This window comes from Methylocapsa acidiphila B2 (assembly GCF_000427445.1).
In the GTDB taxonomy this organism is placed as follows: Bacteria; Pseudomonadota; Alphaproteobacteria; order Rhizobiales; family Beijerinckiaceae; genus Methylocapsa; species Methylocapsa acidiphila.
The window spans coordinates 1,614,094-1,626,945 of the sequence record NZ_KE386496.1; the positions used below are offsets into that span (position 1 = coordinate 1,614,094).

12 protein-coding genes and 1 pseudogene are annotated in these 12,852 nt (G+C 61.9%); 6 read left to right on the forward strand and 7 right to left on the reverse strand.

Annotated elements, in window-relative coordinates; all coding sequences use genetic code 11:
• Nucleotides 1–124: 124 nt before the first annotated feature.
• Both METAC_RS0109630 and infC read left to right on the forward strand, forming a co-directional pair.
• Nucleotides 125–1,339, forward strand: a complete 1,215-nt coding sequence (locus tag METAC_RS0109630) for a glycosyltransferase (RefSeq protein WP_026606857.1) — start codon at nt 125–127, stop codon at nt 1,337–1,339.
• A 448-nt stretch (nt 1,340–1,787) separates the two neighbouring features.
• Nucleotides 1,788–2,315, forward strand: a complete 528-nt coding sequence (gene infC / locus METAC_RS0109645; RefSeq protein WP_026606859.1) for a translation initiation factor IF-3 — start codon at nt 1,788–1,790, stop codon at nt 2,313–2,315.
• 36 nt (nt 2,316–2,351) lie between these two features.
• Here infC and METAC_RS23115 read toward each other — a convergent pair.
• A pseudogene (locus METAC_RS23115) lies at nt 2,352–2,923 on the reverse strand (beta-class carbonic anhydrase).
• Nucleotides 2,924–3,097: 174 nt separating this feature from the next.
• Here METAC_RS23115 and METAC_RS0109655 point away from each other — a divergent pair.
• The 3 genes from METAC_RS0109655 to METAC_RS23125 all read left to right on the forward strand — a co-directional run bounded on the left by METAC_RS0109655 (nt 3,098) and on the right by METAC_RS23125 (nt 5,932).
• Nucleotides 3,098–3,961: a LysR family transcriptional regulator gene (locus tag METAC_RS0109655; protein WP_026606860.1), complete on the forward strand. Its 864-nt coding sequence runs from the start codon at nt 3,098–3,100 to the stop codon at nt 3,959–3,961.
• 312 nt (nt 3,962–4,273) lie between these two features.
• Entirely contained in the window at nt 4,274–5,086 is an 813-nt protein-coding gene (locus METAC_RS23120; protein ID WP_051335494.1) for an outer membrane beta-barrel protein, read from the forward strand.
• Nucleotides 5,087–5,419: 333 nt separating this feature from the next.
• A complete protein-coding gene (locus tag METAC_RS23125; protein WP_156898163.1) occupies nt 5,420–5,932 on the forward strand; it encodes a molybdopterin-dependent oxidoreductase in 513 nt (170 codons plus the stop codon).
• 150 nt (nt 5,933–6,082) lie between these two features.
• Here the strand turns inward: METAC_RS23125 and METAC_RS0109680 are convergent, their stop codons facing one another.
• The 6 genes from METAC_RS0109680 to METAC_RS0109715 form a co-directional block, all read right to left on the reverse strand.
• Complete coding sequence (locus METAC_RS0109680; protein WP_026606862.1) at nt 6,083–6,607, reverse strand: RNA pyrophosphohydrolase; 525 nt, start codon at nt 6,605–6,607, stop codon at nt 6,083–6,085.
• A gap of 440 nt (nt 6,608–7,047) precedes the next feature.
• Nucleotides 7,048–8,391 carry a S41 family peptidase gene (locus METAC_RS0109695; RefSeq protein ID WP_051335495.1) on the reverse strand — a complete coding sequence of 448 codons (1,344 nt, stop codon included), beginning with the start codon at nt 8,389–8,391 and terminating at the stop codon, nt 7,048–7,050.
• The gene (locus tag METAC_RS23130) at nt 8,391–9,782 is read right to left on the reverse strand and encodes a murein hydrolase activator EnvC family protein (RefSeq protein ID WP_245257457.1); all 1,392 of its coding nucleotides are present in this window, start codon (nt 9,780–9,782) and stop codon (nt 8,391–8,393) included. Before METAC_RS23130 ends, METAC_RS0109695 begins: the two co-directional genes overlap by 1 nt.
• 167 nt (nt 9,783–9,949) lie before the next feature.
• Nucleotides 9,950–10,432, reverse strand: coding sequence for a 23S rRNA (pseudouridine(1915)-N(3))-methyltransferase RlmH (gene rlmH / locus METAC_RS0109705; RefSeq protein ID WP_026606864.1), 483 nt, complete (start codon nt 10,430–10,432; stop codon nt 9,950–9,952).
• A gap of 29 nt (nt 10,433–10,461) precedes the next feature.
• Nucleotides 10,462–10,791 carry a ribosome silencing factor gene (gene rsfS / locus METAC_RS0109710; protein WP_245257458.1) on the reverse strand — a complete coding sequence of 110 codons (330 nt, stop codon included), beginning with the start codon at nt 10,789–10,791 and terminating at the stop codon, nt 10,462–10,464.
• A gap of 246 nt (nt 10,792–11,037) precedes the next feature.
• On the reverse strand, nt 11,038–11,865 hold the full coding sequence (locus METAC_RS0109715; protein ID WP_026606866.1) for a helix-turn-helix transcriptional regulator: 828 nt from the start codon (nt 11,863–11,865) through the stop codon (nt 11,038–11,040).
• 92 nt (nt 11,866–11,957) lie between these two features.
• Between METAC_RS0109715 and METAC_RS0109720 the strand changes: the two genes are divergently transcribed.
• Nucleotides 11,958–12,842 carry an SDR family oxidoreductase gene (locus METAC_RS0109720; protein ID WP_026606867.1) on the forward strand — a complete coding sequence of 295 codons (885 nt, stop codon included), beginning with the start codon at nt 11,958–11,960 and terminating at the stop codon, nt 12,840–12,842.
• Nucleotides 12,843–12,852: the final 10 nt, after the last annotated feature.

Consider the following 12,852-nt stretch of genomic DNA (forward strand, 5'->3'; position numbering starts at 1 on the left):
GACGATCCCAATTTGCCCATCCGGACGTTTCGCTCTAAGCTTGTACATTCATTTACGAATCAGGCTTTAAGTTGCATTTTTCGGGCGGACTTGCAGCCTCGTGGATGGAGCGCGGGCCTCTGCCATGTCGATAGCTTCCGTCCTTCCTTTTAAAGACGGCGACGCGCAGGGTCTCGCCGGCGCGACGATCCTTCAAGTCGTTCCGGATTTGCAAGGAGGCCCTTTGGCGCGCGCGACGATCGACGTCGCCGCCGCCTTGAGCCGCGTCGGCGCAAACGCCCTGGTCGCGAGCCGCGGCGGCCGCCTCGTCAGCGAATTGCAGGCTAAAGGGGGCGTCTTCGTCCCTTTTCCAGCGGACGCGAAAAACCCGCTCTCCATGCTTTTGAACATTGGCCGCCTCGCGCGACTCATAAAATCTGAAGGCGCAGATCTCGTCCATGTCCGCTCGCGCGCCGCGGCCTGGGTCGCCTTCGGCGCGACGAGGCTGACGAAAACGCCGCTCGTGACGAGCTTTCCCGGCCGTTACGCCGGAGGCAATGCGCTCGAAGTCCGCTATAATTCCATCCTTGCGCGCGGCGACGTCGTCCTCGCCGATTCCGCCGAGGCGGCCAAGCTGATCGCCGAGCTCTATCCAGCGGCAGCGAATAAGATCGCAGTGGCGCGCCGCGGCGTCGATTGCAAGGTTTTCTCGCCGGCCGCCGTTTCCCCCGCCCGCGTTCAGGCGGTCCGACGGGAGTGGAAAGTGGAAGCCCATGAGCCGGTGGTGCTCATGGCCGCGACGATCTCGGCCGCCTGCGGGCAAAAGGCGTTAATCGAGGCCGCGCGCATTCTGCGCGCGCAGGGATTGGCCGGCCCCAAGTTCATCCTCGCCGGCGGCGAGGCCCGCCGAGGCCTCGGCGTTGAGATCGATCGCGCGATCGCCCAGGCCGAGTTGCAGGACGTCATGCGCCGAACCGGGCGCTGCGCCGATCTGCCGGCGGCCCTTCTCGCCGCTTCCGTGCTGGCGGCGCCGGTGAACCAGCCTGGCGGCGAAGCCGTCGCCATTGAGGCTCAGGCGATGGGCGCTCCCGCGATCGTCGGCAATTTCGGCGCGGTGGCGGAGACCATCCTCGCGCCACCCGAGGTCGAGGAGACGCAACGCACCGGCTGGGTCGTTTCGCCCGGCGATCCGGCGGCGCTCGCCGCCGCGTTGAAAGCCGCGTTGAGCCTCGGGGCGACGGCCAGAGATCGGCTCGCGCTACGCGCTCGTGAAAATGTGGAGCGCCGCTTTTCCCTAGAGCAGGTTTGCGCGGACACGCTCGCGGCCTATCGGAGCCTTCGCCTGAATGGCGAGCTCTGAACCGCGACCCACGCGCTTTTTCGCTTTTTGATCGCTTCATCCAAAAGCATCTTGCCCCGTACGCGCGCCGACAGCTTTGCGCACGGTTCTTGCTCGCCATACCAAGCGAGAAATTTGCGCGTCGCTTTTGCGCCGAATTTAACGCGCCCGGAGTTTTGCTGCTTGTCCAGCCAATGCCTGAAAGTCGATCGCCCTATTCGCATTCCGCGCTCTTGCCTCTGGACCGGACAAGCGTCGCGCGGCGACGCCTGCGACCGATCTGCAATGATGCGCAAGGCGTCTCAGAATAGACGCGCCAATCGGAACGTTTCGAGCCAAGTGTTTATTGACTTCGCAAGACAATGACACGATCTTCCCCATGGGTCCGACCGTCGCGATCGAATTGAGCGATTCGCGACAATGGTGGGTCCGATTCATTATCTAAGGAGAAAAAGCCATTCGCCGTCCGATGAAAGCCCCTCCGGTCCCCCAAAGGGACGGGCCACGCATCAATCGTGAGATCCGCGCTCGCGAAATCCAGTTGATCGACGCCGAAAGCCGCAACCAAGGGGTTGTCGATACTTTAGTCGCGCTGCAAAAGGCCGAGGAGGCCGGGCTTGATCTGGTGGAGATCGTCCCAACCGCCGAGCCGCCGGTTTGCAAGATCCTGGATTATGGGAAGTTTCGCTTCCTCGAGCAGAAGAAATCGGCGGAAGCCCGGAAAAAGCAGAAGATCGTCGAGATCAAGGAGATCAAGCTGCGGCCGGGCATCGACGATCATGATTACGATACGAAGATGAAGGCGGTTCGGCGCTTTTTCGAGGAAGGCGACAAGGTCAAGGTCACCTTGCGGTTTCGCGGGCGCGAAATGGCGCATCAGGACATCGGCTTTCGCCTGCTCGAGCGCGTCAAGTCCGAGACCGGAACCATCGCGAAGGTCGAGGCCGAGCCCTCCATGGAAGGTCGGCAAATGGTGATGGTGCTCGCGCCGAGATAGGCGCGAGCTTCGCTGGCGCTGTCGCGCCGGACAAGATTAGGCGGTCGGGCGGCCGATCGCCGTCGCCTCGGGGACCTCGACCAGGCGGCCGTTCTTCACGTCATAATAGAAGCCGTAAATCGGGATATTGCCCGGCACGAGCGGATGCGCTTGACGTCCTCGACGACGCTCGCCTCTAGATCCTTGAACGTGTGCCATTTGATGAAATGGCCATGGATGCTGCCGGGGCCATGGCCGTGGTCATGCCAACCCTTTTCATCGATCGTCGCGGTCTCGAGGCTCTTTTCGAGCAGATTGGACATGATCTCGTCGTCGAAAAGCTGCATCCCGCAGTCCGAGTGATGAATGACGAACCATTCCTTTGTCCCGAGCAGCTTATAGGAAATCACGAGGGACCGGATGGCGTCGTCGCTCGCCCGACCGCCCGCATTGCGGATCACATGGGCGTCGCCTTCCGCGAGACCGGCATATTTGGCCGGATCGAGACGCGCATCCATGCAAGTCAGGATCGCGAAGCGCCGCGCCGGCGGCAGGGCGAGCTTGCCCTTCTCGCCGAAACTTGCGGCGTAAGACTCGTTGGCCTTCAGAACCTCGGGCAACACGGACATGAACGATGACTCCCTGAATATTGTGACTTTTGCCCAAAGTCATCCAGCGAGCCCTCGTCGCAACAAAAAGCGCGACCAAGTCATAGGATGACGTCAGGCGACTTAACCGATAGCTCGCCTAAACTTGAAAACAAAATTCTTTGTTCCGATCGCCCGAATAGATATTGGTTATGGATGGAGCTCCATCAAATCAGGCACTTTGTCGCCATCGTCGAAACGGGCAGTTTCACGAAAGGCGCGCAACGCGCCTCGGTCTCTCAACCGGCTATCTCCGCGAGCATAGCGAAGCTCGAAGCTGAACTCGACGTCAATCTCTTCGATCGCCGACGTCCGCCGGTGGTCCTGACGCCCGCTGGCGAGCGACTGCTCGAAGCAGGCCTCACCATTCTTCATGAATGCAATTTGGTGAAGGCCGAGATCAAGACGCTCGGCGCGCCGAAACATCTGCGAATTGGAATTCTTCAATCGCTGTCGAGCCGCCATGTTTCCGAAATGCTGAGTTCCTTCCGCAGCGCCAATCCTCAGGTGGCGATCGAGGTGACGGACGGGGTCGCCGACCACCTCGTGCAATGTCTCGCCGAGCAGAAGCTCGATGCGACATTCACCATTCTCGAGGGCGCCGACGCGAGATTCGCGAGCCGCATTCTCTTCAAGGAGCCTTATGTCCTGGCCGTGTCGGAGGACCATCGCTTCGCGCAACGCGAAAGCGTGACGCTAGCGGAGCTTTCCGACGAGCCCTTCATCGTCCGCACCGGGCGCGATCGATTCCAGGACGCGAGCAACGCGCTGGTCTCCCGAGGCGTGAAAATCAAGATCGTCTATAAGACCGACCAGATCGACAGAGCGCTGGCGCTCGTCGCCTCGGGCATCGGCGTGGCCTTTATTCCGGCTCGATTCGAGATGCCCTCCGTGAGGCAGGTGCCGGTCTTGGATTTGGAGGCTTTCCGGACCTTCGGCCTCATGTGGACGCCGGAGCGAGAAGGCGAAAGCGTCACGAAATTCATCGAATTCGCCGCGAGCCACGGCTGGTCTCCCTAGGTCGAGGCGAGAAAAGCGGAAGCCTACCTTTCTCTCCTAAGCTCGGCCCAGCCCCCTCCCGCGCTGCTGCACGATCCGCGCTCGGATCCTTTTGTTGCACCTCTACATCAGTCGGCGAAAACCCGAAGCTCCACACGCTTTAATCGCAGCGAAGGCGTTGGGCGGCGAAATACGTCATGTTATTTCTTTATCTATCGATCGGGACAGGATCCTCCTCTTGACCCAAGTCCCGCGCCTCAGTTCCGCCTTTCGCTCCCGCCGAGCGCCAAGAATTTTCCGAAAGGGACAAGCCAATGTTGCGCAGAATTATCCTTGCGTCGGCCTACGCCGCCGCTCTGCTCGGCCCCGCCGCCGCGGCCGATCTGCCGTCTCGCGCCGCCGACCCCGATCTTCACCTGGACCGGCGTCTATCTCGGCGGTCAGGTCGGCTACGCCTGGACAAACGGCCATAGCGCGATCGACTCGGTCGCCTATGATAATCTCGGCAACGCCTATTATAATTCCTTTTACCCACAGTCCAACGCGGGCGGCGTGATCGGCGGCGCGCATGTCGGGTATAATTTGCAGATCAATCAATGGGTGCTCGGCCTCGAAGGCGACGTCGACGGGTCAAGCCTCAACAAGACAGCGAGCAGCCAGCCGTACAGTTCCTACTATCTGGATTTTGTTCCCACCACGGTCCACTCGAGCCTCAGCGTTCAGGGCTCGATCCGCGGCCGCGTCGGCTACGCCTTCGACCGCCTGCTGCTCTATTGGACTGGCGGCGTCGCCTTCGGAGGCTTCGATCAATCGATCCGAACCGATTATCCGGGCTGCTCTTCTAGAACGTGCCTGTTCGGCGTCAGATTCTCCGGCCAGGATAGCTTTTCCGAGACGCGCGTCGGCTGGACCGCCGGGGGCGGAGTCGAATACGCGATCGATGCGCATTGGTCGATCCGAGCCGAATATCGTTTCACCCAATATAGCGGACTCGGCGGCGCCTTGGTCAACGCCTATCCAGCCGCCTACGCCGGAGAGCAGGTCAACGCGCATTGGAATCGGACTCTGAACGAGAACCGCGCGCAAGTCGGATTTAGCTACAAATTCGATCCGATTCAGCCGGCGCCGGTCGTCGCGAAATACTGAAAAAGGGGAGCGCTCCGGCCGGGCGAACAAGATCGGCCGGACAGCCGCATTTGAAAATAGTCAATATCAAATACCCGACATTACGTCATATACGCACAATACGAGACGTATTGATCCAGGCGCAAGCTTGGTTTAAGCTTCTGCCGTCCAATGTGGCCGCCAATCCTTTGCTTTCGATCCGCTCCGGCGCGATGTCAGGTTTTTAATCCGAGGCCCCACGAAATTCCGTCGAGGCGCCGTTCCAGGACGGCGGCGTCACGCCGCCGTTATTGCGGGACGAGAGCAAGGTTTGACGCCGCAGCGACGTCTCAACCAAAACAACCGAGGTCTTAAATGAAGATACGTGCCTTTGGCGCGGCGCTTATGCTGCTCGCGGCGCTCAGCCTGTCCACGATCGTCCAAGCGGCTACGCTCCCCTCTACGACCTTCCAAATCATCGGAAACGTGACGACCCCGACCACTTTTGACATCAGGAAGCTTCAGACCTTCGCGCCGGTCAACCAGAACGTGACCTATTTCACAGGCGGCGGCGTCGTTAGCCAAACTTTCACGGGATCTCTGCTTTGGGACCTGCTGCAATATGTCGGCATTAAGCTGGATTCGACCATCAAGAACGACATTCTGCACCAGATCGTCATCGTCACCGGCAGCGATGGCTATGTTTCCGTTTTCGGCGGCGGCGAGATCGCGCCGAATTTTGGCGGCGATCAGATCATCGTGGCCTATGGCGTGAACGGGCAAACGCTGGGAAGCGATGGCTTTGCCCGCATCGTCGCGCCAGGAGACAAGCAAGGCGGCCGTTTCGTCTCGAATATCGTCAAGATCGAAGTCAGAAACATTCCGTAGACGGCAAGCGTCGCAACGCGCGATCCTGCTTTCTCAAAGCAGCGACGGCGACGCCCAATCGCCTGCTTAAAGGCCTCGGACGACTCGATCGCCGGGGCTTTCATCATCAATCGCCGCGCGTCCTAGTGAAAGGCGCAGGCTCGGCCAGCTTCAGCGCTTCTGTTCTTCCAAAGATTGCGAGCCGAACAAATGGCCGAACGTCTCGACCACTTTTTCATAGACTGGCCTCTTAAAGGGAATGATAAGCTCCACGAGGCGGCTCGCTTGCTCCCATCGCCAAGCGTCGAATTCCGGCTTCTGCCCTCCGGCAGGCGTTTCGATGTCGATCTCGCTTTCCTCCCCCTCGAAGCGTAGGGCGAACCATTTTTGGCGCTGTCCCTGAAACCGGCCTTTCCAGGACTTCCGCAAATATTCCTGCGGGAGATCGTAAGTGTACCATTCGGGCGACTCGGCGAGCAGCGTCGCGGAAAGAACATTCGTTTCTTCCCGTAGTTCGCGCAAAGCCGCATGATACGGTTCCTCGCCAAAGTCGATCCCACCTTGCGGCATCTGCCATTCATGGCCCTGGCGCAGATGATGCGGCGTCCGCTTGCTGCGCCGCCGGCCGACGAAGACCAAGCCGTCGCGATTGAGCAGCATGATACCGACGCAGGGACGATAATTCTCGAATTGCATCGTCAGATGACCTCGCGCCTCGTCCTCAAAGTGAACCGGCCCTCCATTGACATAGAGATGATTCAGGCGTGGAGCCCGCAATCACCGTGCGACAAATCGCGCCGCGCCGGAACAACCCTTCAGCGCAGCATCTTCGCATATGACGCGCTCGCGTCGATCTCGCCAGTCCACCAACTAAGACGGCGCTGCAACTGCAGGACGAAAAGCGCCTCCAAAATCTACTCTCATGACGATCATTGATCCGAATCGCCGATTCCCGCAAGGCTTTGGATCGATTTCGCGTCTGCTGGCGGAAAGGAGAAATGGCCGCCCACGAAACCCAGCCGCAGACAGCAAAGGCGCGACGAACCGAAGCGGAAAAAATTAAAAGGACGTCGGATCAACGATCCGACGTCCAAAGCAGCAAGCGCGTCCGCAGAGCGCGCGAAAGAGCTCGAGCCTCAGTTCTGAGCCTTCACAGGCTCATTGACAGGGGCAGCGGTGACTTTATTCGACGCCTTGGGGCCGTTGCGCAAAATGTCGAGCGCGGCGGCCAATTGCTTATCGTCTTTGGCGTTCGGCGGCACATAGGCTTGCGATCCGCCCTTCTCATCTTCGCCGTTCTTCAGATGGCCCTTGAGCGACGCTTCGCCCTTTGTGTCATCCTTGCCCTTGAACTCGTCCGGCACGTCCTGCAGGACGATCACGTCCGGATCGATGCCCTTGGCCTGGATCGAACGGCCCGAAGGCGTGTAATAGCGCGCCGTCGTCAACCGCACCGCGCCATTGTTCTGGCCAAGCGGGATGATCGTCTGCACAGACCCCTTGCCGAAGGAACGCGTGCCGAGAACGGTCGCACGCTTATGGTCCTGCAAAGCGCCGGCGACGATCTCCGAGGCCGAGGCCGAACCGCCATTGATCAGGATCACCAGAGGCTTGCCTTTGGAGAGATCGCCCGGACGGGCGTTATAGCGCATCGATTCCTCGGCGTTGCGCCCGCGCGTCGAGACGATCTCGCCGCGGTCGAGGAAGCAATTGGCCACGGCGATCGACTGATCGAGCAAGCCGCCCGGATTGTTGCGCAGATCGAGTATATAGCCCTTGAACTTGTCGGCCGGGATTTCCGACTGGAACTTCAGCATGGCGTTGCGGACGCCTTCGAAGGTCTGCTCATTAAACTGGGTGATGCGGATATAGCCGACGTCGTCGCCTTCCTGATGCTCGCGAACAGATTTGATCTGGATCACGGCGCGCGTGAGCTTGACGTCCTGCGGGTCCTTGTTCGCGCCGCGAAGTATCTTCAAGGTCACGGCGGTGTTCGGCGCGCCGCGCATCTTGTCGACGGCCTGGTTCAGGCTCAGGCCCTGCACGTTTTCCTCGTCGATGGCGGTGATGATGTCGCCAGACTGGATTCCGGCGCGCGAGGCCGGCGTGTCGTCGATCGGCGTCACGACCTTGATCAAGCCGTCTTCCTGCGTCACCTCGATGCCGAGCCCGCCGAACTCGCCGCGGGTCTGCACTTGCATGTCGCGGAAGCTCTTGGCGTCCATATAGCTCGAATGCGGATCGAGCGAGCCCAGCATGCCGTTGATCGCCGCCTCGACAAGCTTCTGCTCATCGGGCTTCTCGACATAATCCGAGCGGATTTTCTCGAACACGTCGCCGAAGAGATTGAGATTGCGATAAGTGTCGGAGGCGGCCGCCTTGGCCGATCCCTCCGGAAAGAGCCAGGCCGTCTTTGTCTCGAACGCAACGAGGGACGCGCCCAATGCCGCGCCGAGAACTACGAGAGAGACTTTCCGCATTATCCGCGAACCTTCTGTAATTCCGGCTTCGCCCACCATGGGCCCGGATCAATCGCCGCCCCGTCTTTACGAAATTCGATATAGAGGATGGGTTGGGCGGCTCCAAGAGCGACGGCCGCCGCTGTTCTGGCCGATCCATCGCCCATGACCGCAACGGGCTCGCCGGCGAGGATGAACTGCCCTACGTTTACGTTGATCCGGTCCATCCCCGCAAGAACTATATAGTAGCCCTGCCCCGCGTTGACGATCAAAAGTTGGCCATAAGTTCGATAGGGCCCGGCGAAAGCAACCCATCCGTCGCAAGGCGAGGCGACAATGGCCTCGGCCCTCGTCGCGACGAGCATCCCCTTCTCGGCCGCGCCGAACCCGTCTGGGGCGCCGAAACCCCGCTGCAGCGTTCCCGAGACCGGCATCGGCAGCAGGCCTTTCGTTTCGACGAAAGATGTCGCCGGCGCAAGCCTCGCGGGGTCCTTGAAGGGCGCCAGCGCCAATTTCCGCCGCGCCTCGGGCGATTTCGCGCTCTCGGCGGCTAGCCGCGCTTCATCAGCGCGCCGGGCCGCCTCCGCGCCCCGCGCCGCGGCCGCGACCTCGCTCTCCATCCGCGCGATGAGATCCTTCAGCGTGGCCGCCTGCTTGGCGAGTTCCATGGCGCGGTCGCGCTCGGCGCCGAGGGCCTTCTCGGCGGCCGTGAGCGCGGACTGACGCGCCCCGATCAGCGCCGCGAGGCGTTGACGATCGGCGCGAAGCTTCTCCGCATCGACGGCGAGCCCATCCTTCTCGATTGCAATGGATTGCCGCAGCTGCAGCAGGTCCGATAGATCGGCGGAAAGCGCCTCGGTTTCGGCGCGCATCTCAGGCAAGACAGCGCCGAGCAGCATAGAGGTCCGCACCGCCTGCAGCATATCGTCCGGAGCCACGAGAAGCGCCGGCGGCGGCTTGCGGCCCATGCGCTGCAAAGCCGCCAGAACCTCGGCGATCACCGATCGGCGGCTCGCGAGAGAGCGTTTGATCGCCTCTTCGCCGCCCACGAGCGCATCGAGCCGCGCCTCGGCCTCGCCGATCTTGGCCTCGGTCCCCGCGACGCTTCGGGTGGTCTCGACCAGCGCCGCCTCGAGCTTTCCACGATCGGTGCGGATCGCCGCGATCTCGGCCTCGATCTCGCGCCGCTGCGCCTCAGAGGCTTCGAGCGAATCCTGCATGCCGCGAAGCTCGACCTTATGGCTGCTGAGCTCAGAGGCTTTGTCGACGGCGTTTTGCGGCGCCGGCGGCGCGGCGAATGAGGCGGCCGCGAGCGGCGCCAGAGCCCAAGGCGCCCAGGAGGCCGCGCGAGCGAGCCGTCGGCTCGGCGCTGTCGTCGCTCGGCTGGAGTCGACCTCAAATCCTGTCGGCACGTGACTCGTTTCGGTTCGCCATCGAATCGACAATGAATCCGGAAAATGGCCGCAACGGGGCGCCGCGGCCGATTCCTCCAATTTGGCGGCGTGCAGCTATGCCCTAATTGATCCTGTTTAATGTGCGGAAGGTTAGGCAGCGCTGCATTCGGGCGCACAGCGCCCGATCAATCGCGATGATAGGGGTGATTGGAAAGGATGGTCGCCGCGCGATAGATCTGCTCGGCGGCGAGAATGCGGGCGATCTGATGCGGAAAGCTCATCCGTCCGAAAGAGAGAACCAGCGCGGCCGAGGCGCGAAAGCTCTCCGCCAGCCCATCCGGCCCGCCGATGACGAACCCCAGGCCGGCGACGCCCTCGTCGCGCCGCCTGCCGAGATCGGCGGCGAAATCGCGGCTCGAGGCGAGCTTGCCGCCCTCGTCGAAGGCGATCACCGCGGCGCAAGGCGCGAGCAAGGCGCGCAAGGCCTTGGCCTCTTCCTCCTTGCGATCGTCGGCGCGGCGGGCGCGACTTTCCTCGATCTCGCGGACTTCGAGCGCGGTGAAGCCGATCGCGCGACCCGCCGCCGCCGCCCGCTCCACATAACGCAGGGCGAGCTCACGCTCAGGGCCCGCCTTGGCCCGGCCGACGCAGGCCAGCATGAGACGCATCGGCCAAACCACTTATCAAATGTGGAAGCTCACCCGGCGCGGCGCTCGCCCGGCCGGTCCATGCCCCACATTTTTTCGAGATTGTAGAATTGCCGGACCTCGGGCTTGAAGATATGGACGATGACGTCGCCGCCATCGACCAAAACCCAGTCGCAATTCTGCAGGCCTTCGACGCGGGGCGCAGTCGCGCTGTTTTCCTTGAACGCCTTGATGACGCGGTCGGCGATCGCCCCGACATGAATGTTGGAGCGGCCGGTCGCGACGATCATCGTGTCGGCCAAGCTTGTCTTGCCGTGCAGGTCGATGGAGACGATGTCTTCGGCTTTGGAATCGTCGAGACAGGTCAAGATGGTCCGCACGAGTGAGTCGGCCTCGAGCTCCGCCTGAGCTTGGACCGCGCGGCGCGGCTTGGGCGCCGCCCCTCTAAGAATCGTGGGTATCAGCGTTTCGATCCTCTATGGGCGCCGATCGCAGGACCGGACGCCCGCTCAACATGACGCAGAATCGCGGAGATTTCAATTGGCGCGAAGGCAGGCGGCTTCTTAGCACAATCTTTAGCGGCATTGGCGGCAGTCCCACACGTCCGGCTCGGCTGCAATGGCGGTTTAGGCAAGCAATGACTTGATCCGCTCAGCGTCCTCCGGCGTCGCCGGATTATAGACCACCATGCTGAGATCCGTCCGGCCGTCGACCGCAAAGGCCGAGTATTCAAAGGCGAGCGGGCCGAGAACCGGGTGGCGTATGTGCTTGACGGCTCCGCCATGGGCGCCGCGGACGTCGTTGTCGCGCCACATCGCCCTGAACTCGGGACTGAGCTGGCGGAGTTCATCAACGAGAGGCTCAATCTCCGCCGAGGCGCCTGCACGAGCCGCCTCCGCCCGGAACGCGCCCACCACATGGCGCGCCACGCTCTCCCAGTCGTGTTGCATAGCTCGGGCGCGCGGGTCGAGGAAGATGATGCGCAGGACATTGCGCTGATGCGGCGGCAACGAGCCATAGTCGCCCAGCATAACGGCAGCCGCCCGATTCCAGGCGACCACGTTCCAGATCGCCGTCCGAATGAGCGCGGGGCTCGGGTCCAACGCGTCGAGGACGCGCTGCAGTCGCGGCGTGACGCCTTCGTTCTCCCGGTAGCGGGCCTCGGGCGGGCGCCCGAGGCCGAGCAGGAAGAGGTGTTCGCGCTCGACCTCTGTCAGCATCAGCGCGCGGGCGATGCGGTCGAGCACGTCGGCCGAGGGCGCGCCGCCGCGGCCTTGTTCGAGCCATGTGTACCAGGTTGGGCTGATGTTGGCGCGCTGCGCCACTTCCTCGCGGCGCAGGCCGAGGGTGCGGCGACGCTCCGACGGAAAGCCGAGAGCGGCCGGATCGAGCTTGGCGCGGCGGTCCCGCAAATAGGTCCCGAACAGGTTCTCGGTAGCCTGATTCTCGCTCATCCTGTTAGCCATTTTACTATGATAAGCTCACTACTTTACCAGAATACGACGCGAGCCGATATTTGCCTCGAACGAACCCTGGAGATCTGCTCATGCGTGTTTTCGTCACCGGCGCAACCGGATTCATAGGCATTCCCACCGTCAAGGAACTGATCGCCGCCGGACATATGGTTCTCGGCATGGCCCGTTCGGAGGAAGGGGAAAAATCCCTGGCGGCTCTCGGCGCGGATGTTCTTCGCGGTTCGCTTGAAGACCTTGACAGCTTGCGTCAGGGGGCAAGCGCTTCTGATGCCGTCATTCATCTGGCCTTCATCCACGACTGGTCGAAATTCGCGGAGAATTGCGAGATCGACCACCGCACCATTGAAGCCTTGGGTTCCGTTCTGGCAGGTTCCGACAGGCCCCTCATTGTTACAGGGGGGTTGGCGGGATTAGCTGGGCCCGGTCAGGTTGCGACCGAAGATGACGTGATATCGCCGGATTTCCCATTCCCCCGTGTTTCGGAACAGACGGCCCTATCGCTGAAGGGCGTCCGCGCCTCGGTCATGCGCCTTCCCCAAGTCCACGACCCGGTCAAGCAGGGTCTCATCATCCCTGCGATCGAGATGTACCGCGAAAAGGGCGTGTGCGCCTATATCGGCGATGGACGCAATCGCTGGCCGGCGGCGCATGTTCTCGACGTCGCGCGTCTCTACAGGCTGGCGATCGAAAAGGCTGAGCCGAACGCAAAATACCACGCCGTCGCGGAAGAGGGCGTCTCGATGCGCGATATTGCGGAAGCCATTGGTCGGCGCCTGAAGCTGCCGGTCAAATCTATCCCTGCGGAAGAGGCCAAGGCCTTTTTTGGCTGGCTCAGCATGTTTACCGCATTCGATATGCCCGCCTCCAGCGCGCAGACGCGGACACAGCTCGGATGGGAACCGACTGGACCTGGGCTGATCGCAGATCTTGAACAACTGCGCGTATCCGATAGTTGACGTTCGCAAG

What these genes read in the sequence shown, in the direction of transcription:
- METAC_RS0109680 (WP_026606862.1), bottom strand. Translation starts at nt 6,607, where the DNA reads ATGCAATTCGAGAATTATCGTCCCTGCGTCGGTATCATGCTGCTCAAT.
- METAC_RS23125 (WP_156898163.1), top strand. Translation starts at nt 5,420, where the DNA reads ATGAAGATACGTGCCTTTGGCGCGGCGCTTATGCTGCTCGCGGCGCTC.
- infC (WP_026606859.1), top strand. Translation starts at nt 1,788, where the DNA reads ATGAAAGCCCCTCCGGTCCCCCAAAGGGACGGGCCACGCATCAATCGT.
- METAC_RS0109715 (WP_026606866.1), bottom strand. Translation starts at nt 11,865, where the DNA reads ATGAGCGAGAATCAGGCTACCGAGAACCTGTTCGGGACCTATTTGCGG.
- METAC_RS0109655 (WP_026606860.1), top strand. Translation starts at nt 3,098, where the DNA reads ATGGAGCTCCATCAAATCAGGCACTTTGTCGCCATCGTCGAAACGGGC.
- METAC_RS0109720 (WP_026606867.1), top strand. Translation starts at nt 11,958, where the DNA reads ATGCGTGTTTTCGTCACCGGCGCAACCGGATTCATAGGCATTCCCACC.
- METAC_RS0109695 (WP_051335495.1), bottom strand. Translation starts at nt 8,391, where the DNA reads ATGCGGAAAGTCTCTCTCGTAGTTCTCGGCGCGGCATTGGGCGCGTCC.
- rlmH (WP_026606864.1), bottom strand. Translation starts at nt 10,432, where the DNA reads ATGCGTCTCATGCTGGCCTGCGTCGGCCGGGCCAAGGCGGGCCCTGAG.
- METAC_RS0109630 (WP_026606857.1), top strand. Translation starts at nt 125, where the DNA reads ATGTCGATAGCTTCCGTCCTTCCTTTTAAAGACGGCGACGCGCAGGGT.